Origin of the sequence: Pseudomonas sp. DCB_BI, assembly GCF_026240995.1 — a bacterium.
Lineage (GTDB): Bacteria > Pseudomonadota > Gammaproteobacteria > Pseudomonadales > Pseudomonadaceae > Aquipseudomonas.
In genome coordinates this window covers 139,985-160,180 of record NZ_JAPFCG010000015.1, presented here as the reverse complement: position 1 = coordinate 160,180, position 20,196 = coordinate 139,985, and the positions used below count along the sequence as shown (strand labels likewise).

The 20,196-nt window shown below is 61.9% G+C and carries 21 protein-coding genes and 1 other RNA gene; 16 read left to right on the top strand and 6 right to left on the bottom strand.

The window, feature by feature from the left end; genetic code table 11:
- Window positions 1-70: 70 nt before the first annotated feature.
- On the bottom strand, window positions 71-991 hold the full coding sequence (locus OO258_RS17680; RefSeq protein ID WP_177410697.1) for a GlxA family transcriptional regulator: 921 nt from the start codon (window positions 989-991) through the stop codon (window positions 71-73).
- Window positions 992-1,200: 209 nt separating this feature from the next.
- The gene (locus OO258_RS17675) at window positions 1,201-2,241 is read right to left on the bottom strand and encodes an NADP(H)-dependent aldo-keto reductase (RefSeq protein ID WP_266031874.1); all 1,041 of its coding nucleotides are present in this window, start codon (window positions 2,239-2,241) and stop codon (window positions 1,201-1,203) included.
- A gap of 258 nt (window positions 2,242-2,499) precedes the next feature.
- On the opposite strand from OO258_RS17675, the gene rplM reads away from it, so the two are divergent.
- From rplM to OO258_RS17640, 7 genes are all read left to right on the top strand, one after another.
- Complete coding sequence (gene rplM, locus OO258_RS17670; protein WP_003251819.1) at window positions 2,500-2,928, top strand: 50S ribosomal protein L13; 429 nt, start codon at window positions 2,500-2,502, stop codon at window positions 2,926-2,928.
- Between the two features lie 14 nt (window positions 2,929-2,942).
- Entirely contained in the window at window positions 2,943-3,335 is a 393-nt protein-coding gene (gene rpsI / locus OO258_RS17665) for a 30S ribosomal protein S9 (protein WP_003260797.1), read from the top strand.
- Window positions 3,336-3,598: 263 nt separating this feature from the next.
- The gene (gene petA / locus OO258_RS17660) at window positions 3,599-4,192 is read left to right on the top strand and encodes a ubiquinol-cytochrome c reductase iron-sulfur subunit (RefSeq protein WP_110742596.1); all 594 of its coding nucleotides are present in this window, start codon (window positions 3,599-3,601) and stop codon (window positions 4,190-4,192) included.
- Window positions 4,192-5,403, top strand: a complete 1,212-nt coding sequence (locus OO258_RS17655) for a cytochrome b (protein WP_266031885.1) — start codon at window positions 4,192-4,194, stop codon at window positions 5,401-5,403. The genes petA and OO258_RS17655 overlap by 1 nt, the downstream gene beginning before the upstream one ends.
- Complete coding sequence (locus OO258_RS17650; protein WP_110740498.1) at window positions 5,403-6,182, top strand: cytochrome c1; 780 nt, start codon at window positions 5,403-5,405, stop codon at window positions 6,180-6,182. The genes OO258_RS17655 and OO258_RS17650 overlap by 1 nt, the downstream gene beginning before the upstream one ends.
- A gap of 117 nt (window positions 6,183-6,299) precedes the next feature.
- The gene (locus OO258_RS17645) at window positions 6,300-6,923 is read left to right on the top strand and encodes a glutathione S-transferase N-terminal domain-containing protein (RefSeq protein WP_266031873.1); all 624 of its coding nucleotides are present in this window, start codon (window positions 6,300-6,302) and stop codon (window positions 6,921-6,923) included.
- Window positions 6,924-6,933: 10 nt separating this feature from the next.
- Window positions 6,934-7,365 (top strand): ClpXP protease specificity-enhancing factor, encoded by a 432-nt coding sequence (locus OO258_RS17640; RefSeq protein ID WP_110742599.1) that lies wholly within the window; start codon window positions 6,934-6,936, stop codon window positions 7,363-7,365.
- 197 nt (window positions 7,366-7,562) lie between these two features.
- Here the strand turns inward: OO258_RS17640 and OO258_RS17635 are convergent, their stop codons facing one another.
- The 4 genes from OO258_RS17635 to OO258_RS17620 all read right to left on the bottom strand — a co-directional run bounded on the left by OO258_RS17635 (window position 7,563) and on the right by OO258_RS17620 (window position 11,006).
- Window positions 7,563-8,141, bottom strand: coding sequence for a BON domain-containing protein (locus OO258_RS17635; RefSeq protein ID WP_110742600.1), 579 nt, complete (start codon window positions 8,139-8,141; stop codon window positions 7,563-7,565).
- Complete coding sequence (locus tag OO258_RS17630; RefSeq protein WP_012274070.1) at window positions 8,138-8,731, bottom strand: phosphoheptose isomerase; 594 nt, start codon at window positions 8,729-8,731, stop codon at window positions 8,138-8,140. The genes OO258_RS17635 and OO258_RS17630 overlap by 4 nt, the downstream gene beginning before the upstream one ends.
- An 86-nt stretch (window positions 8,732-8,817) precedes the next feature.
- Entirely contained in the window at window positions 8,818-9,189 is a 372-nt protein-coding gene (locus tag OO258_RS17625; protein WP_266031872.1) for a YraN family protein, read from the bottom strand.
- Complete coding sequence (locus OO258_RS17620; protein WP_110742602.1) at window positions 9,189-11,006, bottom strand: penicillin-binding protein activator; 1,818 nt, start codon at window positions 11,004-11,006, stop codon at window positions 9,189-9,191. Before OO258_RS17620 ends, OO258_RS17625 begins: the two co-directional genes overlap by 1 nt.
- A gap of 186 nt (window positions 11,007-11,192) precedes the next feature.
- Between OO258_RS17620 and rsmI the strand changes: the two genes are divergently transcribed.
- The 9 genes from rsmI (at window position 11,193) to mraY (ending at window position 20,192) form a co-directional block, all read left to right on the top strand.
- The gene (rsmI, locus tag OO258_RS17615) at window positions 11,193-12,068 is read left to right on the top strand and encodes a 16S rRNA (cytidine(1402)-2'-O)-methyltransferase (RefSeq protein ID WP_266031871.1); all 876 of its coding nucleotides are present in this window, start codon (window positions 11,193-11,195) and stop codon (window positions 12,066-12,068) included.
- Window positions 12,069-12,135: 67 nt separating this feature from the next.
- Window positions 12,136-12,508, top strand: an RNA gene (gene rnpB, locus OO258_RS17610) — RNase P RNA component class A.
- A 308-nt stretch (window positions 12,509-12,816) separates the two neighbouring features.
- The gene (gene mraZ, locus OO258_RS17605; RefSeq protein WP_004575120.1) at window positions 12,817-13,272 is read left to right on the top strand and encodes a division/cell wall cluster transcriptional repressor MraZ; all 456 of its coding nucleotides are present in this window, start codon (window positions 12,817-12,819) and stop codon (window positions 13,270-13,272) included.
- A complete protein-coding gene (gene rsmH, locus OO258_RS17600; RefSeq protein ID WP_110742604.1) occupies window positions 13,269-14,216 on the top strand; it encodes a 16S rRNA (cytosine(1402)-N(4))-methyltransferase RsmH in 948 nt (315 codons plus the stop codon). Before mraZ ends, rsmH begins: the two co-directional genes overlap by 4 nt.
- Window positions 14,213-14,506, top strand: a complete 294-nt coding sequence (ftsL, locus tag OO258_RS17595; RefSeq protein ID WP_110742605.1) for a cell division protein FtsL — start codon at window positions 14,213-14,215, stop codon at window positions 14,504-14,506. Before rsmH ends, ftsL begins: the two co-directional genes overlap by 4 nt.
- Window positions 14,506-16,263: a peptidoglycan D,D-transpeptidase FtsI family protein gene (locus OO258_RS17590; RefSeq protein WP_266031884.1), complete on the top strand. Its 1,758-nt coding sequence runs from the start codon at window positions 14,506-14,508 to the stop codon at window positions 16,261-16,263. Before ftsL ends, OO258_RS17590 begins: the two co-directional genes overlap by 1 nt.
- Window positions 16,263-17,750, top strand: coding sequence for a UDP-N-acetylmuramoyl-L-alanyl-D-glutamate--2,6-diaminopimelate ligase (locus OO258_RS17585; RefSeq protein ID WP_266031883.1), 1,488 nt, complete (start codon window positions 16,263-16,265; stop codon window positions 17,748-17,750). The genes OO258_RS17590 and OO258_RS17585 overlap by 1 nt, the downstream gene beginning before the upstream one ends.
- The gene (locus OO258_RS17580) at window positions 17,743-19,110 is read left to right on the top strand and encodes a UDP-N-acetylmuramoyl-tripeptide--D-alanyl-D-alanine ligase (protein ID WP_266031870.1); all 1,368 of its coding nucleotides are present in this window, start codon (window positions 17,743-17,745) and stop codon (window positions 19,108-19,110) included. Before OO258_RS17585 ends, OO258_RS17580 begins: the two co-directional genes overlap by 8 nt.
- Window positions 19,110-20,192, top strand: coding sequence for a phospho-N-acetylmuramoyl-pentapeptide-transferase (mraY, locus tag OO258_RS17575; RefSeq protein ID WP_003251852.1), 1,083 nt, complete (start codon window positions 19,110-19,112; stop codon window positions 20,190-20,192). The genes OO258_RS17580 and mraY overlap by 1 nt, the downstream gene beginning before the upstream one ends.
- Window positions 20,193-20,196 lie beyond the last annotated feature (4 nt).

The following is a 20,196-nucleotide window of genomic DNA, read 5'->3' as shown; positions in this document are numbered from 1 at the left end:
GGTCGGCGTACGCAGGCCATTGAGGGGCGGCCTTGTGTCGCGACAGGGCTGCAGCGCAGCCCCGTGGCCCTCAAGCCTCTTGCATGAACTGCTGGCGATACTGGTTCGGCGACAGCTCGGTGTGCTGGCGGAACAAGCGCGCAAAGAAACTGGCATCGTCATAACCGACCTCATAGCTGATGGTCTTTATGCTCTTGCGCGTGCTTGACAACAACCCCTTGGCTGTCTCGATGCGTAGCCGTTGCAGGTAGTGCAGCGGCTTGTCACCCGTTGCGCCCTGGAACCGGCGCATGAAGTTGCGGATGCTCATGCCGTGGTTGCGGGCCACATCCTCGAAGCGGAACTTGTCGGCGAAGTGCTCTTCGAGCCAGTGCTGGATCTGCAGGATGATCAGGTCCTGGTGCAGTTTCTGCCCGCCAAAGCCCATGCGCCCCGGGGTGTAGTTGCGCTGCACTTCATAGAGGATGTCGCGCGACACGGCCCGCGCCACGTTGGCGCCGCAGAACCGCTCGATCAGGTAGATATACAGGTCGCAGGCCGAAGTGGCTCCGCCGGCACAATAGATATTGTCGGCGTCGGTCAGGTGCTTGTCCTGGTTCAGGCGGATCTTCGGGAAGCGTTCGGCAAAGCTGCTGAAGAAGCGCCAGTAGGTGGTCGCCTCCTTGCCGTCGAGCAGGCCGGACTCGGCCAGCCAGAATACACCGCTGGCCTCGGCGCACAGCACCGCGCCGCGCGCATGCTGTTCGCGCAGCCACGGCAGCACCTGTGGATAATGTTGCAACAGGTTGTCGAAGTCGTCCCAGTAGGCCGGCAGGATGATCACATCGGCATCGTCCAGGCCACCGTCGACCGGTAGCTGTACATTGCTGAAGCTGTCCACGGGTTGGCCGTCGGGGCTCACCAGGCGGATCTCGAACATCGGCTGCAAGCCAAGGCCCAGCTGCTTGCTGTAGCGCAGGCTGGCGAGGTGGAAGAAGTCCTTGGCCTGCATCAAGGTAGAAGCGAACACCTTGTCAATGGCCAGGATGCTGACGCGCCGCAGCGACGCGGGGGGTTGGGTAAACATCATTGTCATTGTTCTTATAGGGTAGAGTGGTCAATCACCGGCTGGATCGTCTTATTTTTTGGCGATTGTGTCTACCCCGCGTAGCAGCGGGGCTGCTCTGCCAGGGATTGAGCGGCGAAGCAGCCCTTTTCAGCTCAAGGCGCCGGGTTCGGCTGCGCCTGGTGTATGGCTTCGATCGCTGCCAGTAGCTCATCGCTCAGGCTTAGATCAAGGCTCGCCAGGTTGCTGTCCAGTTGTTGCAGGTTGGTTGCGCCAATGATGTTGCTGGTGACGAACGGCTGCCGGGTAACGAACGCCAGGGCCATTTGTGCCGGGTCCAGGCCGTGCTCACGGGCCAGTTGCACGTAGCGGCTGCAGGCGGCCACGGTCTGCGGGTTGGAGTAACGGGCAAAGCGGCTGAACAAGGTCAGGCGGGCGTGGTCCGGGCGTGCGCCGTTCTCGTACTTGCCCGACAGCATGCCGAACGCCAGCGGGGAATAGGCCAGCAGGCCACATTGCTCGCGAATGGCCACTTCGGCCAGGCCCACTTCGAAGCTGCGGTTGAGCAGGTTGTACGGGTTCTGGATCGACACCGCCCGTGGCCAGCCACGGCTGTCGGCCAGTTGCAGGAACTTCATGGTGCCCCACGGGGTTTCGTTGGACAGGCCGATGTGGCGGATCTTGCCCGCGCGTACCTGTTCGTCGAGCACTTCGAGGGTTTCTTCCAGCGGGGTGAAGTGATCCTGCGGCAGGTGCTGGTAGCCCAGCTTGCCGAAGAAGTTGGTGCTGCGCTCTGGCCAGTGCAGCTGGTACAGGTCGATGCGATCGGTCTGCAGGCGCTTGAGGCTTTCTTCCAGCGCCGCGACGATGTGCTGGCGGTTGTGCTTGAGCTGGCCATCGCGGATGTGGCTGATGCCGTTGCCGGGGCCAGCGACCTTGCTGGCCAGGACCCAGTCATCGCGATCGCCGTTGGTCTTGAACCAGTTGCCGATGATGCGTTCGGTAGCGGCGTAGGTTTCCGGGCGAGGCGGCACCGGGTACATCTCGGCGGTGTCGATGAAGTTGACCCCGGCGGCTTTGGCCCGGGCAATCTGTTCAAAGGCCTCGGCCTGGACGTTCTGTTCGCCCCAGGTCATGGTGCCCAGGCACAGGGCGCTGACGTTGAGGTCGGTACGGCCGAGCTGGCGGTATTCCATCGGTTAGACACTCCTTGGCAATAGAAGCCCATCAAAGCAGGTTGAAATTTTTCGCGCAATCTGGATAATTCAGCCCCTCTCCGCGTGGCGGAAGTGATGCACCATCACGCAGGAAGAACCCCGTCGAACATTGGCGTGCCCGACCCGAGCCCCCAAAAGCGTCTGTGTTCGGCTGCGCGCTTGCCCTTGGCAAGCTGTGCACTATCCAGTAAGATTCGCCGTCTATTTTTCGCTGGGCGGCCTCTGAGGCTTTAGAGAATGAAAACTTTTACTGCTAAACCGGAAACAGTAAAGCGCGAGTGGTTCGTAGTTGACGCCGCTGGCCAGACCCTGGGTCGTCTGGCTACCGAAATCGCTACCCGTCTGCGTGGCAAACACAAACCAGAATACACCCCTCACGTTGACACCGGCGACTACATCGTCGTTATCAACGCCGAGCAGGTTCGTGTGACTGGTGCCAAGTCTTCCGACAAAATGTACTACTCCCACTCCGGCTTCCCGGGCGGTATCAAGGAAATCAACTTCGAGAAGTTGATCGCCAAGGCCCCTGAGCGTGTTATCGAAACCGCGGTCAAAGGCATGCTGCCTAAGAACCCGCTGGGTCGCGACATGTACCGCAAGCTGAAAGTGTACGCGGGTGCTGCTCACCCACACACTGCTCAGCAGCCTCAAGAACTGAAGATCTAACGGGATAGTTCATTATGTCGGCGACTCAAAATTACGGCACTGGCCGTCGCAAGACCGCAACCGCTCGCGTATTCCTGCGTCCGGGTACTGGTAACATCTCCATCAACAACCGTTCTCTGGACGTGTTCTTCGGTCGCGAAACCGCTCGCATGGTTGTTCGCCAGCCACTCGAGCTGACCGAAACCGTTGAGAAGTTCGACATCTACGTCACCGTTTCCGGTGGTGGTGTCAGCGGTCAGGCCGGTGCGATCCGTCACGGTATCACCCGCGCTCTGATGGAATACGACGAAACCCTGCGTGGCGCTCTGCGTCGTGCTGGCTACGTCACCCGCGACGCTCGTGAAGTCGAGCGTAAGAAAGTGGGTCTGCGTAAAGCGCGTAAGCGTCCTCAGTACTCCAAGCGTTAATACCGCTTCGGCAGTCGAAAAAAGCCCGGTTCCTTGGAACCGGGCTTTTTTTTTGGCTTGAACTAACCTGTCAGCATGTCCGTGATCGCTGGCCGCATAGACGCAGATCAAGCAAAGCGAGGGTTGTAGCCCGGACCAGGGGTAATCACCTTGTCAGTGTGTGGATTTGTTTCTTACCATGGCGGCCAATTTTTAGTGCCACAGACATTACCTAAGTACAGGTCAGGTCCAACTGGCCAAGCAAGCTGATGGGAGAGGACTGAATGAGCAATGACGGCGTCAACGCAGGCCGGCGCCGCTTCCTCGTAGCCGCGACATCCGTGGTCGGGGCAGCGGGGGCAGTGGGGGCTGCGGTACCGTTCGTGGGGTCATGGTTTCCCAGTGCCAAGGCGAAAGCCGCGGGCGCACCGGTGAAGGTCAATATCGCCAAGGTCGAGGCCGGGCAGCAGATGGTGGCCGAGTGGCGTGGCCAGCCGGTGTTCATCGTTCGGCGTACGGAGGAAATCCTCGGCAACCTGAAGAAAATTACCGGCGATTTGTCTGATCCAGAATCCAAGGCTTCGGTGCAGCCGACCTATGTCGACCCCGAGGTTCGCTCGATCAAGCCGGAAATCCTCATCCTCGTCGGCCTGTGCACGCATCTGGGCTGCTCGCCCACCTTCCGTCCAGAGGTTGCGCCTGCCGACCTTGGCCCGAAATGGGTGGGTGGCTACTTCTGCCCGTGCCACGGTTCCCACTACGACCTGGCTGGCCGTGTCTACAAATCGCAGCCGGCGCCTCTCAACCTGCCCGTGCCGCCGCACTCTTACGAGACGGACGACATCATCGTCATCGGCGTCGACCAGGAGAAAGCATGATGAGCAAGTTCATGGACTGGATTGATGCTCGCTTCCCCGCGACCAAGATGTGGGAAGACCACCTGAGCAAGTATTACGCGCCCAAGAACTTCAACTTCCTGTACTTCTTCGGCTCCCTGGCGTTGCTGGTGCTGGTCAACCAGATCGTCACCGGTGTGTGGTTGACCATGAGCTTCACGCCCTCGGCGGAAGAGGCGTTCGCCTCGGTCGAGTACATCATGCGTGACGTGGAGTACGGCTGGATCCTCCGCTACCTGCACTCTACCGGTGCTTCGGCGTTCTTCATCGTGGTCTACCTGCACATGTTCCGCGGCTTGCTCTACGGCTCGTACCAGAAGCCGCGCGAGCTGGTCTGGCTGTTCGGCATGCTGATCTACCTGGCGCTGATGGCCGAGGCTTTCATGGGCTACCTGCTGCCGTGGGGCCAAATGTCGTACTGGGGGGCCCAGGTGATCATCTCGCTGTTCGGTGCTATCCCGGTGATCGGTGGCGACCTTACCCAGTGGATCCGCGGTGACTACCTGATCTCGGGTATCACCCTCAACCGCTTCTTTGCCCTGCACGTCGTCGCCTTGCCCATCGTCATCCTGGGCCTGGTGGTGCTGCACATCCTGGCCCTGCACGAAGTGGGCTCGAACAACCCCGATGGCGTGGACATCAAGAAGAAGAAGGACGAAAACGGCATCCCGCTGGACGGCATTCCGTTCCATCCCTACTACACGGTGAAAGACATTGTCGGCGTGGTGGTGTTCCTGTTCGTGTTCTGCGCCGTGGTGTTCTTCTTCCCGGAAATGGGGGGTTACTTCCTGGAGAAACCAAACTTCGAGCAGGCCAACGCCTTCAAGACACCGGAGCACATCGCCCCCGTGTGGTACTTCACACCGTTCTACGCGATTCTGCGCGCGGTGCCTGACAAGCTCATGGGGGTGATCGCCATGGGCGCGGCCATCGCCGTGCTGTTCGTACTGCCGTGGCTCGATCGCAGCCCGGTGCGCTCCATGCGTTACAAGGGCTGGATCAGCAAGGTCTTCCTGCTGGTGTTCTGTGTGGCCTTCGTCATCCTCGGCGTGCTGGGCGTACTGGCGCCGACACCTGGGCGTACCTTGCTGTCGCAAGTGTGCACGGTGTTGTACTTCGCCTACTTCCTGCTGATGCCGTTCTACACAAGGCTCGAGAAGACCAAACCGGTTCCGGAAAGGGTGACTGGCTGATGAAAAAGTTGATTGCAGTATTTTTGCTGGCAGTGATGCCTGCCTTTTCTTTCGCTGCCGAACACGGCCTGGAGTTGGACAAGGTCGATATCGACCTAACCGACAAGGCTGCCATGCAGGACGGTGCACGAACCTTCGCCAACTATTGCATGGGTTGTCACAGTGCCAAGTTTCAGCGCTACGAACGGGTGGCCGACGACCTGGGTATCCCGCACGAGCTGATGCTCGAGAAGCTGGTGTTCACCGGTGCGAAGATCGGCGACCACATGCAGATCGGCATGAAACCCAGTGACGCCAAGACCTGGTTCGGCGCGGCACCGCCCGACCTGACCCTGGTCGCCCGGGTGCGTGGCACTGACTGGCTGTACACCTACCTGCGCAGCTTCTACGAGGACCCGTCACGGCCTTACGGGGTGAACAACAAGGTGTTCCCGAACGTTGGCATGCCCAACGTGCTGGTGGGCCTGCAGGGTAACCAGGTAATTGGCTGCAAGCAGGTGCAGACCGTTACCGACGGCAAGAAGCAATTCGACCCATTGACCGGCAGCCCGATTACCCATGAAGCCTGTGACCAGCTGACCATCACGCCGAAATCCGGTACCCTGACGACCGAGCAGTTCGACGAGAAGGTCAAGAACCTGGTGACCTTCCTGGCTTATTCGGCCAACCCGGTCAAACTGGAAAGCCAGCGCATCGGTACGTACGTGTTGCTGTACCTGGCTTTCTTCTTCGTATTCGCCTATTTGCTCAAGCGTGAGTACTGGAAGGACGTGCACTGATCACGCAGTAATTTCTGGTTGTTGAGCGCGCCCGGGGTGCCCTAGCAAAACAGCTAGGGCACCCCGGGCGCGTTTTCATTTACAGTTGTACACGCATTTCGTGCGAGGAGCCGCTACATGGGCGCAACCAACAGGTTAGCCTGCTATTCCGACCCCGCTGACCACTATTCTCATCGGGTACGCCTGGTGCTGGCCGAGAAGGGCGTCAGCGTGCAGGTCATCGATGTCGATCCTGCTCGTTTGCCGCCCAAATTGGCCGAGGTCAATCCGTACGGCAGCGTGCCGACCCTGGTTGACCGGGACCTGGCATTGTATGAGCCGACCGTGGTGATGGAATACCTCGACGAGCGTTACCCGCACCCGCCGCTGATGCCGGTTTATCCGGTGGCACGCGGTAACAGCCGTTTGCTGATGCACCGTATTCAGCGCGACTGGTGTGCGTTGGCCGACACCGTACTCGATCCGCGCAGCAGGGAAGCTGCCCGTACCGAAGCGCGCAAGGCCCTGCGCGAAAGCCTGACCGGCGTTTCGCCGCTGTTCAATGAGTTCGCTTGTTTCATGAGCGATGAGCAAAGCCTGGTCGATTGTTGTCTATTGCCCATACTCTGGCGCTTGCCAGTGTTGGGTATCGAATTGCCGCGGCAAGCCAAGCCGCTGCTGGATTACATGGAGCGTCAGTTCGCCCGCGAGCCTTTCCAGGCGAGCTTGTCCTCCGTTGAACGTGAAATGCGCAAGCTTTAAGGAGCCGTTGATGAACTCCAGTCGCCCCTATCTGGTTCGAGCACTGTACGAGTGGATCGTCGACAACGATTGCACGCCCCATATGCTGGTCAATGCCGAGTTCCCCAAGGTGCAGGTGCCTGATGGTTTCGCCAGTGATGGCCAGATCGTCCTGAATATTTCGCCAAGTGCTGTGCGTGGCCTCAAGATGGAAAACGATGCGGTCAGCTTTGAGGGCCGATTCAGCGGCGTGACCCATTCGCTGTTCGTGCCGGTTGGCGCCATCCTGGGGGTCTACGCCCGCGAAAATGGTCAGGGTATGGTCTTCGAGCTGGAGCCGTCGTTGATGGAAGACGACTTCGAAGACGATGATGATGTGCGGCCGGATGACGATGGCCCGCCCGAAGGTGGTGGTCAGCCACCGCGCCCTACAGGGCGGCCAAGCCTGAAAGTGGTCAAGTAACAAAAAAGGCGATCCAACCGGATCGCCTTTTTTCTGGCAGTGAGATTGCAATGTCGCGTCCTACAAAGAAGGGGGCCGCGGGCGCCTGTCACAGGCGTTACTGGCCCGAAACAAGCGTAGGAGCGAGCGTTAGCTCGCGATGCGCCGCGCGGGCGGCGCCCGGTCTCGCAGGCGCTAACAATCTCAAGCAAGCGCAATCAGTCGATGTACTCGAACAGCTTGACGATTTTCTGCACGCCCGACACGCCCTGCACCACGGCAGTGGCCGAGTTGGCCTCCTGCTGGGTAACCAGGCCGAGCAGGTAGACGATGCCGTTCTCGGTGATCACCTTGATGCGCGAGCTGGGCACGGCATTGTCGGTCAGCATCTGGGTCTTGATCTTGGTGGTCAGCCAGGCGTCGTTGTTGCGTGCCAGGATCGAGGAGGGCTGCATCACCTGCAGCTCGTTGTGCACCTTCTTCACCCGCTGTACCTGGCTGGCAGTCTGCTCGGCCAGGCTCTTGAGCTCGGCACGAGGGGTCTGGCCGGCCAGCAGGACGATGCCGTTGTAGCTGCTGACGACAATGTGCGAGCCCTTGTCCAGGTCCGGGTTGGCCTTGGAAATGTTCACCGCAGCCTTGGTTTCGATCAGTGAGTCGTCGATCTTGCTGCCAATGGTGCGCGTACCGCGATCGTCTTCGATCGGCGAATTGCGGGTAGAGGTCAGTACCGAGCTGCAACCGGTGACGCTCAGGCACAGGGTCAGGGCCATCAGGCCGAGGCGCATAGGGGTCATTCTTCACTCCCGAACAGTTGGCTGTCGATCAGATCGCACAGGCAGTGGATCGCCAGCAGGTGGACTTCCTGGATGCGCGCGGTAACCGTCGAGGGTACGCGGATTTCCACGTCCTCTGGCAGCAGCAGTGAAGCCATGCCGCCGCCGTCACGGCCCGTCAATGCTACGACAATCATTTCGCGGTCATGTGCGGCCTGGATCGCCTGGATCACGTTGGCCGAATTGCCGCTGGTGGAGATCGCCAGCAGAACGTCGCCAGGTTGGCCCAGGGCGCGGATCTGCTTGGAAAAAACTTCGTTGTAGCTGTAGTCGTTGGCGATCGAGGTCAGGGTAGAGCTGTCGGTGGTCAGCGCGATGGCCGGCAAGCTCGGGCGTTCGCGCTCGAAGCGGTTCAGCAGCTCGGATGAAAAGTGCTGGGCATCGCCGGCCGAGCCGCCATTGCCGCAGGCGAGCATCTTGCCCTCGTTGAGCAGTGCATTGACCATGACCAGGCTGGCCTGCTCGATGTGCGGTGCCAGGATGTCCATTGCCTGTTGCTTGGTATCGATGCTGGCCTGAAACAGCCGGCGAATTCGGGATTGCATGTCCATCTGGTGACCTTAAATGGGGCGGTGGCCTTTGCTACGCGCAACAACGACCAGCCCGCGATACATAGAGCAAAAAAAACGTAATGGGTTCAGCATTCGAAGGCGTTTTTCAGCCATTGAAGCGGTCTGCCTGCATGGTGGCTGCCCTGCAGGGCGACTACGTCGAAGCGGCAGGGGTGGTTGCCCCAGTGGGGCTCCTTCTGCAGGAACAGGCTGGCGGCAAGCACCAACCGTTTCTGCTTGCGCCCGTCGATACTGTCGAGGGCACCTCCGAAGCCCGCGTGAAACCGGTAGCGGACTTCGACGAATACTACTGTATCGGTGTCGAGCATGACCAGATCAAGCTCACCGCCTTTGCATCGCCAGTTACGTGCCAGCAGTTGCAGCCCCTGCCCTTGAAGGTATTCAAGGGCCTGGGTTTCTGCCGCTTGCCCGGCGCTGGTAGGCGACGCTGCAGCCATCAGCGTGGGGTGTCGGGCAGGCGTTTAACCTGGCCGCCGGCAAATTCGGCCCATGGCAGCTGGCGCTCGATGCGCTGGTTGGCGTTGACGCTAAGGCTGCCCGAAAGGCCGAGGACGCGGTTGTCCGGCAGCGCTTTCAGCTGGCCCAGGCGCGGTGCCAGGCTATAGGCATCGACGCCCATGGCGTACAGGCGGCCCAGGCTGCCGGCCGCTTGCGGCCACTGCTGCACTACCTGCTGGCGCAGGCTGTTGCTGGTATCGAGCAGCCATGGCGTTTCGCAGAAGCGGATGCCGTTCATGTCGTTGTACTGGTTGACGTCACCGCTGGCGCTGTACAGGTTCGAGGTGGCGTATACCGGCACGTCACCGGCGTACTGGAAATTCAGGGTCGGCTTGATCTGCTGCGCCTGCTGCGGGGTCGAGGCGAGGAAGATGAAGTCGATGTCCTGGCGGCGCGACGGTTGCGCAGCGATGCTGCCGCCCACGGTGCTTTGCAGGCTCTTGGCGCGGCCTTCGCTCTGGCGCAACTGGAACAGGTCGGCAATTTGCTGGGCCAGCGCTACCGGCTGGGCGATGCGCTCGGCGGCGAGCAGGGTGCCGCCATTGCCTTCCCAGTCCTGGCGGAAGGCGGCCAGCACGCGATCGCCCCATTCGCCGCTCGGCACCAGGGCCACGGCGCGGACCATGCCATCGGCACGGGCGCGGCGGGCCACTTCACGGGCTTCGTCTTCGGCAGCCAGGCCAAACTGGAACAGTTGCGGTGGGGCCTTCTGGCCGGCGTCGGCATAGTTCAGGGCCAGGGTGGTGATTGGCAACTGCGGCTTGGCGGCCAGTTGCTTGACCAGCGGTTTTTCCAACGGGCCGATGACCAGTTGCACGCCTGCGGCCTGGGCCTGGCGATAGAAGTCGTCGAGCGAGCCGATGCGCGAACTGTCGAACACCTGCACGGCAGGTGCCGGCTGGCCGGCTTGCTGGGCCTGGAAGTGCGCAGCCATGAAGCCGTCACGCAGGGCGCGGGCAACGCCGGCCAGCGGGCCTTCCTGGGGCAGCAGCAGGGCGATCTTGGTCAGCGGCTGGCTGGCCAGTTCCTTGAGTTTGGTCAGTGCCAGTGGCAGTTGCTGGGCAGCAGGGTGGTCCGGGTGCTGCTTGACCCAGGTGTCGATGGCGCCTTGCTGCTGTTCCAGGGTGCCGGCGCTCTTCACGGCAAAGGCCAGGCTGGTCCAGCCGTTCAGGGTCTGGTCATTGCCAGGCTGCTGCAACTGTTCGGCCGGCAGCGAGGCCACCAGGGCCCAGATGGCGTCATTGTTGGCGCTGGCGGCCTGGCCGCTGAGCAGCGGGGCCAGCAGGACGCGCTGCTGCGCGGCAGCCAGGGCCTGGCCGTCGGCCTCGAGTGCGGCGGCGTGCACGCTATAGGTGCGCACTTGCTGCTCTGCCGGCAATTCGGCAACGCGCTGCAGGCTGGGGTGGGCCAAGGCGGTCAGGGCCGCCTTGGGCTGGTTGCGGCTCATGGCCAGTTCGGCAGCGAGGGTGCTGGCGAACACTTGCTGGGCCGGCTTGAGCGTGTCCAGCGGAACTTGCTCGAGAATGCGTGCGGCGCGGGGGAAGTCCTTCTGCTTGTAGGCCAGGTCGGCCGCGCTCAGGCGCAGCAGGGCGGCGTCTTCCGCAGATTTGCTGGAAGCGGCCTTTTCGAGCAGTTGCTCGATGCTGGCATCCGGGGTGCGTGGCAGTTCGCCCAGGCTGGATGAGGGCGAGCTGGCGCAGGCTGCGAGCAGGGCAGCGAGGCAGAGGGCTGTGAGCAGCCGCAGGCAAGCGATCATGTAAAGGTCCTGTTACTCGATCAAGTTGGCCGGCAATTGTACCCAAGCACTGGCCGGGGCGCGATGTTGCCGTGTCGATCCTTCACTATAGGTGGCTTGCCGCTGACCGCCGGTGAAGTTCTTTGCGCCCTGTTGCAGGCGCTCGGGCTACAATGGCGCCTTTGATCCGAATGACAGGTGTGCGCAGTGACTGATGTGGCAGGGGCTTCGAAATCCTCGGTGGGAACGCTGTATGTAGTGGCAACCCCCATCGGCAACCTTGACGACATGAGTGCACGGGCGCTGAAAGTGCTGGCGGACGTGGCGCTGATCGCCGCCGAAGACACCCGCCATTCGATCCGCCTGCTGCAGCACTTTGGTATCGATACGCCGCTGGCGGCCTGCCATGAGCACAATGAGCGCGACGAAGGTGGGCGTTTTCTCACCAAGCTGCTGGCTGGCGAAAATGTGGCGCTGGTCTCCGATGCCGGTACGCCGCTGATTTCCGACCCGGGCTACCACTTGGTTCGCCAGGCCCGGGCTGCCGGGGTGAACGTGGTGCCAGTGCCGGGCGCTTGTGCCTTGATCGCTGCACTGTCGGCAGCCGGCCTGCCGTCAGACCGTTTCATCTTCGAAGGCTTTCTGCCGGCCAAGCAGGCCGGGCGTCGGGCGCGCCTGGAGCAGGTAAAGGAAGAGCCGCGCACGCTGATTTTCTATGAGGCACCGCACCGCATCCTCGAATGCCTTGAAGACATGGAAACGGTATTCGGGGGCGAGCGCCCGGCGCTGCTGGCGCGCGAGCTGACCAAGACCTTCGAGACGCTCAAGGGCCTGCCGCTGGCGGAATTGCGTGCATTCGTTGCCGGTGACAGCAACCAGCAGCGCGGTGAGTGCGTGGTGCTGGTCGGTGGCTGGAGTGCGCCTGAGGGCGAGCAGGCGGTCAGCACCGAGGCAATGCGTGTGCTCGACTTGCTGCTGGCGGAGTTGCCGCTCAAGCGCGCGGCTGCGCTGGCAGCGGAAATCACTGGCGTGCGCAAGAATCTTTTGTATCAAGCGGCACTGGATAAACAGAAAGCTCAGTAATGGCTCATTGACATACATTGAGCTATCACTTGTTCTTGAGCGCGCGTGCCGGTAACCTTGTCGGCGGAGAGTCGATCGGACAGTCGCTGCCTGTTTTTGTTCCGCTACTTTGTAGAGCAAAAGCGGGGGGAGGAAAGTCCGGGCTCCATAGGGCAGAGTGCCAGGTAACGCCTGGGAGGCGCGAGCCTACGGAAAGTGCCACAGAAAATAACCGCCTAAGCACTTCGGTGCCGGTAAGGGTGAAAAGGTGCGGTAAGAGCGCACCGCACGACTGGCAACAGTTCGTGGCTAGGTAAACCCCACTCGGAGCAAGACCAAATAGGGTTCCATCAGGCGTGGCCCGCGTCGGAACCGGGTAGGTTGCTAGAGGCGTCCAGTGATGGCCGTCGTAGAGGAATGACTGTCCTCGACAAAACCCGGCTTACAGATCGACTCTCCACCTTTCCTTTCCTGCTTCATTCGGTTGCAGATCCCCTCTGGTAATACCGAAAAAATCTTACTCTTGATAAATCACTTTAACTTCGAACTCTATGGGCTTGCCTGGGTTTGATTTTTATCGTGTTTTTTTCGCGTTGGTAGTCCTTCCACTTTCCTTTATCGCGCTAAATCTCGGTCCTGTAAGGCTTTTCCTTCCGAACGTGCCTTGACGGTGCAGCGGGCGGATTCCTATAGTGTGCGCAAGTGGCAGAAAGTGGGATGAAGTGGGTTTTCTGGCACAAAAAAGCTAACATTGTGGGGAATCGCAGCCGTGTTCCGCGGAGCCAACGCCGTCAGCCTCGATGCCAAGGGCCGTCTCGCCATGCCGAGCCGGTACCGTGACGAGCTCGATTCGCGTTGCAATGGTCAGCTGATCGTGACCATCGACGCCGTAGACCCCTGCTTGTGTGTATACCCGCTCGATGAGTGGGAACAGATAGAAGCCAAGTTGCGTGCCTTGCCATCGTTGCGTGAGGAAAACCGCCGCCTGCAGCGTTTGCTGATCGGTAATGCGGTTGACCTGGAGCTCGATGGCAGTGGGCGTTTCCTGGTGCCGCCCCGCCTGCGTGAATACGCCAAGCTCGACAAGAAGGCGATGCTGGTGGGGCAACTGAACAAATTCCAGCTGTGGGATGAAGATGCCTGGAACGCGGTTTCGGCAGCCGACCTTGCAGCTATTCAACAACCGGGCGCCATGCCCGACGAATTGCGTGACCTGATCCTGTGACCATAGATAGCGGCTTCAACCACATCACCGTCCTGCTCGACGAAGCTGTCGAGGCATTGGCCCTGCGCGCCGACGGTTGCTATCTGGACGGCACTTTCGGCCGTGGCGGACACAGTCGGCTGATTCTCAGCAAGCTCGGGCCGCAAGGGCGGCTGCTGGGTTTCGATAAAGATCCCCAAGCGATTGCCACCGGGCAAGCGCTGGCGGCCGAAGACGGCCGCTTTGTCATTGTGCAGCGCAGCTTTGCCGAGCTGGGCGCGGAAGTGGCCGAGCGTGGCCTGCACGGCAAGGTCAGCGGCGTGCTGCTGGACCTGGGGGTGTCCTCGCCCCAGCTGGACGACCCAGAGCGTGGTTTCAGCTTCCTCAATGACGGCCCGCTGGACATGCGCATGAACCCGGACCAGGGGGTGAGCGCTGCCGAGTTCATTGCTACTGCGCCAGTGGAAGAAATCGCTCGCGTGTTCAAGGAGTACGGCGAGGAGCGCTTTGCCGGGCGCATGGCACGTGCCGTGGTCGAGCGCCGCGAAAAGCAGCCGTTCACCCGTACCGCCGATTTGGCAGAAGTGCTCAAAGTGGCCAACCCGGCCTGGGAAAAGGGCAAGAACCCGGCTACGCGTGCCTTCCAGGGCTTGCGGATCCACGTCAACAACGAGCTGGGTGACCTTGAGGCGGGCCTTGAGGCCGCGCTCGATGCGCTTGAGGTCGGCGGTCGCCTGGCAGTCATCAGTTTCCACTCGCTGGAAGACCGTATCGTCAAACTGTTCATGCGCAAGCTGGTGAAGGGCGAAGCCGATAACCTGCCGCGCAACTTGCCGGTCCAGCACAAGGTCTTCGAGCCGAAGATCAAGCTCATCGGCAAGGCTCAGTTCGCCTCCGAAGCCGAGCTCAAGGCCAACCCGCGGTCGCGTAGCGCCGTGATGCGTGTGGCGGAGAAGCTGCGGTGAGCAGGCTGTTTGCCAAACCCTTGCCAGGCGGAAGCTTCCTGATGCTTCTGCTGTTCGTTGGCGTCCTGGTTTCAGCCATTGCCGTGTCCTACAGCGCGCATTGGAACCGCCAGCTGCTCAACACCCTGTACGGTGAACTGAACGAGCGCGACAAGGCCCAGGCCGAATGGGGCCGGCTGATCCTTGAACAGAGCACCTGGACTGCTGCCAGCCGCATCGAGAACCTGGCCTCCGAGCAACTCAAGATGCGTGTGCCTTCCGCTGATGAAGTACGGATGGTGGCGCCATGATGAAGCTCGAAGGTGCACTTTACCCGTGGCGGTTCCGTGTCGTGATCGGCTTGCTGGCGATCATGGTCGGTGCGATTTGCTGGCGCATCATCGACCTGCAGGTTGTCGACCGCGATTTCCTCAAGGGCCAGGGCGATGCGCGCAGCCTGCGTCACATCCCGATCCCGGCGCACCGAGGGTTGATTACCGACCGCAATGGTGAACCTTTGGCCGTGAGTACTCCGGTCACCACGCTGTGGGCCAACCCCAAGGAAATGCAGGCCTCCAAAGAGCGCTGGCCGCAGCTGGCCGCGGCGCTGGGGCAAAACCCCCAGCAGCTGACCGAGCGCTTGACCCAGCAGGCCAGCAAGGAATTCATCTACCTGGTCCGCGGGCTGACCCCGGAGCAGGGCCAGCACGTGCTCGACCTGAAAGTACCGGGCGTTTACGGCCTGGAAGAGTTCCGTCGCTTCTATCCGGCCGGCGATGTCACCGCGCACATGGTTGGCTTCACCGACCTCGACGACCACGGTCGCGAAGGGGTAGAGCTGGCGTATGACGAGTGGTTGGCCGGCGTGCCTGGCAAGCGCCAGGTGATCAAGGACCGGCGCGGCCGGCTGATCAAGGACATTCAGGTAACCAAGAACGCCAAGGCCGGAAAGACCTTGGCGTTGTCGATTGACCTGCGCCTGCAGTACCTGGCCACCCGCGAACTGCGCAATGCCATCGCCGAGCAGGATGCAAAGGCCGGCAGCCTGGTGATCATGGACGTCAAGACCGGCGAAGTCCTGGCCATGGTCAACCAGCCAACCTATAACCCCAACAACCGCCGCAGCATGTTCCCGGCGGCCATGCGTAACCGGGCGATCATCGACGTGTTCGAGCCAGGTTCCACGGTCAAGCCGATCTCCATGAGCGCGGCACTGGAGAGCGGCCGCTGGAAGCCCAGCGACAAGGTCGAGGTGTACCCGGGCAGCCTGCAGATCGGCCGCTACACCATCAAGGACGTGTCGCGCAGCGAGGGGCCGATCCTCGACCTGACCGGCATCCTGATCAACTCCAGTAACGTCGGCATGAGCAAGATTGCCTTCGATATTGGCGGCGAAGCGATTTACCGGGTCATGTCCCAGGTCGGCCTGGGCCAGTACACCGGCCTTGGCTTCCCGGGCGAGCGCGTCGGCAACCTGCCCAACCATCGCGAGTGGCGCAAGGCCGAGACTGCGACCCTGTCCTATGGCTACGGCGTTTCGGTCACTGCCCTGCAGCTGGTGCACGCCTACGCGGCGCTCGCCAACGACGGCAAGATGGTGCCGCTGTCGATCCTGAAGGTCGACAAGGCCCCGGAGGCCGTGCAGGCCATTCCGAAGGAAACCGCCGAAACCGTGCAGGGCATGCTGCAGCAGGTGATCGAAGCGCCACGCGGGGTGTTCCGCGCCCAGGTGCCGTTCTATCACGTAGCCGGCAAGTCCGGTACCGCGCGTAAGGCCACCGTGGGTTCCAAGGGCTACACCGAAAACGCCTACCGCTCGCTGTTCGCAGGCTTCGGGCCGATGAGCGACCCGCGCTACGCGATCGTCGTGGTCATCGACGAACCCGGCAAGGGTGGTTACTTCGGCGGCCTGGTGTCGGCGCCGGTATTCAGCAAGGTCATGTCCGGCACCCTGCGCTTGATGAACGTGCCGCCAGACAACCTGCCGCCGCCAGCACCCGTGCCGGCGCAAGCGCCCGCCGTGCAATCGCAAGTCAATGCAGCAGCCGCCAACGGAGGGCGTGGATGATGACAATGCCATTGAGCAAACTTTTCGCCCACGCCAGCCGTGACCCGCTGATCCGTGAGCTGACCCTGGACAGCCGCAATGTGCGCGCAGGTGACCTGTTCCTGGCGGTGCCGGGCGCCAAGGTCGATGGCCGCGAGCATATCGCCGATGCCCTGGCCCGTGGTGCTGCCGCCGTTGCCTACGAGGAGCAGGGCGCCAATGTGCTGCCGCTGACCGATGTGCCGCTGATCCCGGTCAAGGGCCTGATTGCCCAGCTGTCGGACATCGCCGGTCGCTTCTATGGCGAGCCTAGCCGCCAGCTGAACCTGGTCGGTGTGACCGGTACCAACGGCAAGACCAGTGTCACCCAACTAGTCGCCCAGGCGCTCGACCTGCTCGGCCAGCGTTGCGGCCTGATCGGCACCTTGGGTACCGGCTTCTACGGCGAGCTGCAGAGCGGGCGCCTGACCACACCGGACCCGATCGCCGTGCAGGCGACGCTGAACGACCTCAAGAAAGCCGGCGCCAAGGCCGTGGCCATGGAGGTTTCCTCCCATGCCTTGGAGCAAGGCCGCGTCGCCGCGCTGGAATTCGACATCGCGGTGATGACCAACCTGTCCCGCGACCATCTCGACTATCACGGCAGCATGCAGGCCTATGAGGCCGCCAAGGCCAAGCTGTTCGCCTGGCCGAGCCTGCGTTGCCAGGTGGTCAACCTGGACGATGACTTCGGTCGCCGTCTGGCTGACGATTTCGCCCGCAAGCCGATGACCGATCGTATCGAGACCCGGCTGATCAGCTACAGCCTGGAAAACCCGGACGCGTCGCTGTTTTGTCGGGAAGCCGTATTCAACGACGATGGCGTACGCGCCACGCTCGTCACTGCCCAAGGTGAGCGCACACTGCGCAGCCAGCTGCTCGGCCGCTTCAACCTGAGCAACATGCTCGCCGCCGTCGCAACCCTGCTGGCGCTGGACTACGCGCTGGACGAGATCCTCAAGGTCATCCCGCAACTGCAAGGCCCGGTCGGCCGCATGCAGCGCCTGGGCGGCGGCGACAAACCGCTGGTGGTGGTCGACTACGCGCATACCCCGGACGCCCTGGAAAAAGTGCTCGAAGCCCTGCGCCCGCATGCCCACGGCAAGCTGTTGTGCCTGTTCGGCTGCGGCGGCGACCGTGATCGCGGCAAACGCCCGCTGATGGCCGAAGTGGCCGAGCGCCTGGCCGACCGCGTGCTGGTCACCGACGACAACCCGCGTACCGAAGACCCGCTGGGCATCTTCAACGACATTCGCCCCGGTTTCACCCAGCCTGATGACGTCGAGTTCGTCGCCGGCCGTGGAGACGCCATTGCGCACCTGATCGCCTCAGCTGCTGCCAACGACGTGATCGTGCTGGCCGGCAAGGGGCATGAGGATTACCAGGAGATCAATGGCGAGCGCCATGCTTTCTCCGATTTGCTCGAAGCCGAAAAGGCACTTGCAGCCTGGGAGGCTCCACATGATTAAGCCGATGTCGCTCAGCCAGCTGGCTGCTGCAGGGATTGGTCAACAGGTCGGTGCCGACGCCACGTTCACCGGCGTCAGCATCGACAGCCGTAGCGTCAACGCCGGGCAACTGTTCGTCGCCCTGGTCGGCCCGCGTTTCGATGGCCATGACTACCTGGCTGACGTGAAAGCCAAAGGCGCCGTCGCGGCGTTGGTCGAGCGTGAAGTTCCTGGTGTCGACCTGCCGCAGTTGCTGGTGGCCGACTGCCGCCTGGCGCTGGGCAAGCTCGGCGCACTGAACCGTGCGGCCTACGACAAGCCAGTGGTAGCCATTACCGGTTCCAGCGGCAAGACCACGGTCAAGGAGATGCTGGCCAGCATCCTGCGCACCCGTGGCCTGGTGCACGCTACCCGTGGCAACCTCAACAACGACCTCGGCGCGCCGCTGACCTTGCTGGAGATCGCCCCGGAGCACAGCGCCGCGGTGATCGAACTGGGTGCTTCGCGCATTGGCGAAATCCGCTACACCGTCGGGCTGACCCAGCCGCAGGTGGTCATCATCAACAACGCCGGTACGGCCCATGTGGGCGAGTTCGGCGGCCCGGAGAAGATTGTCGAGGCCAAGGGCGAAATCCTTGAGGGCCTGGGCGAGGGCGGCATCGCCATTCTCAACCTGGATGACAAAGCCTTTGCTATCTGGAAGACCCGTGCCGGTAACCACAAGGTCGTCAGTTTTGCCCGCAGCAACGCCAATGCCGATTTCCATGCCAGCGACATCGGTCGCGATGCCCGTGGTTGTCCGTCATTCAAGCTGCATGGCGCCGGCGACGTGGTTGACGTGCAGCTCAATCTGCTGGGGGAGCACAACGTCAGCAACGCCCTGGCCGCTGCCGCTGCGGCGCATGCCGTTGGTCTGAGCCTGAGCGGCATCGCCGCCGGCCTGGCTGCCGTGCAACCGGTCAAGGGCCGCACCGTGGCGCAGATCGCGCCGAACGGCGCGCGTGTGATCGACGACAGTTACAACGCAAATCCCACCTCCATGTGCGCGGCCATTGATATACTCGCCGGCTTTTCCGGGCGCACCGTTCTGGTGCTTGGGGATATCGGCGAATTGGGGCAATGGGCGGAAGAAGGCCACCGTCAGGTGGGCGACTACGCGCGTGGCAAGGTCGACGCCCTGTACGCAGTGGGTTCCAACATGACACATGCGGTCAAGGCGTTCGGCGCCAATGGCCGCCATTTCGCTACTCAAGCTGAGCTGATCGACGCGGTTAGCGCCGAAAATGCCGGCAACACAACTATCTTGATCAAGGGTTCGCGCAGCGCTGCGATGGAAAACGTCGTTGCGGCATTGTGCGGTTCCAGCGGGGAGAAACATTAATGCTGCTGCTGTTGGCCGAGTATCTGCAACAGTTCCACAAAGGCTTCGCGGTCTTCCAGTACCTGTCCTTGCGCGGGATCCTGGGTGTACTGACCGCGTTGTCCCTGGCGCTGTGGCTGGGCCCGTGGATGATCCGTACCCTGCAAATTCGCCAGATCGGCCAGGCCGTGCGCAACGACGGCCCGCAATCGCACCTGTCCAAGTCCGGCACGCCGACCATGGGTGGCGCGCTGATCCTGTCGGCCATCGCCGTCAGCACCCTCTTGTGGGCCGACCTGAGCAACCGTTACGTCTGGGTGGTGCTGATCGTCACCCTGGCGTTCGGTGCCATCGGCTGGGTCGACGACTATCGCAAGGTGATCGAGAAGAACTCGCGTGGCCTGCCGAGTCGCTGGAAGTACTTCTGGCAGTCGGTGTTCGGCCTGGCGGCAGCAGTGTTCCTGTACAAAACCGCGCCGACCAGCGTCGAGACCACGCTGATCCTGCCGTTCATCAAGGACGTCACCATTCCGCTGGGCGTCGGCTTCGTTGTGCTGACCTACTTCGTCATCGTTGGCTCCAGCAACGCGGTCAACCTCACCGATGGCCTCGATGGCCTGGCAATCATGCCGACGGTGATGGTCGGGGGCGCGCTGGGCATCTTCTGCTACCTGTCGGGTAACGTGAAGTTCGCCGAATACCTGCTGATCCCCTATGTGCCGGGTTCGGGCGAGCTGATCGTGTTCTGTGGCGCGCTGATCGGTGCCGGCCTGGGCTTCCTGTGGTTCAACACCTACCCGGCACAAGTGTTCATGGGTGACGTCGGCGCGCTGGCGCTGGGCGCCGCACTGGGCACCATCGCCGTGATCGTGCGCCAGGAAATTGTCCTGTTCATCATGGGCGGCATCTTCGTCGTGGAAACCCTGTCGGTGGTGATTCAGGTCGCCTCCTTCAAGTTGACCGGCAAGCGCGTGTTCCGCATGGCGCCGATCCACCACCACTTTGAACTCAAGGGCTGGCCAGAGCCCCGTGTGATCGTCCGCTTCTGGATCATCACCGTGATCCTGGTACTGATTGGCCTTGCAACCCTGAAATTGAGGTAGATGA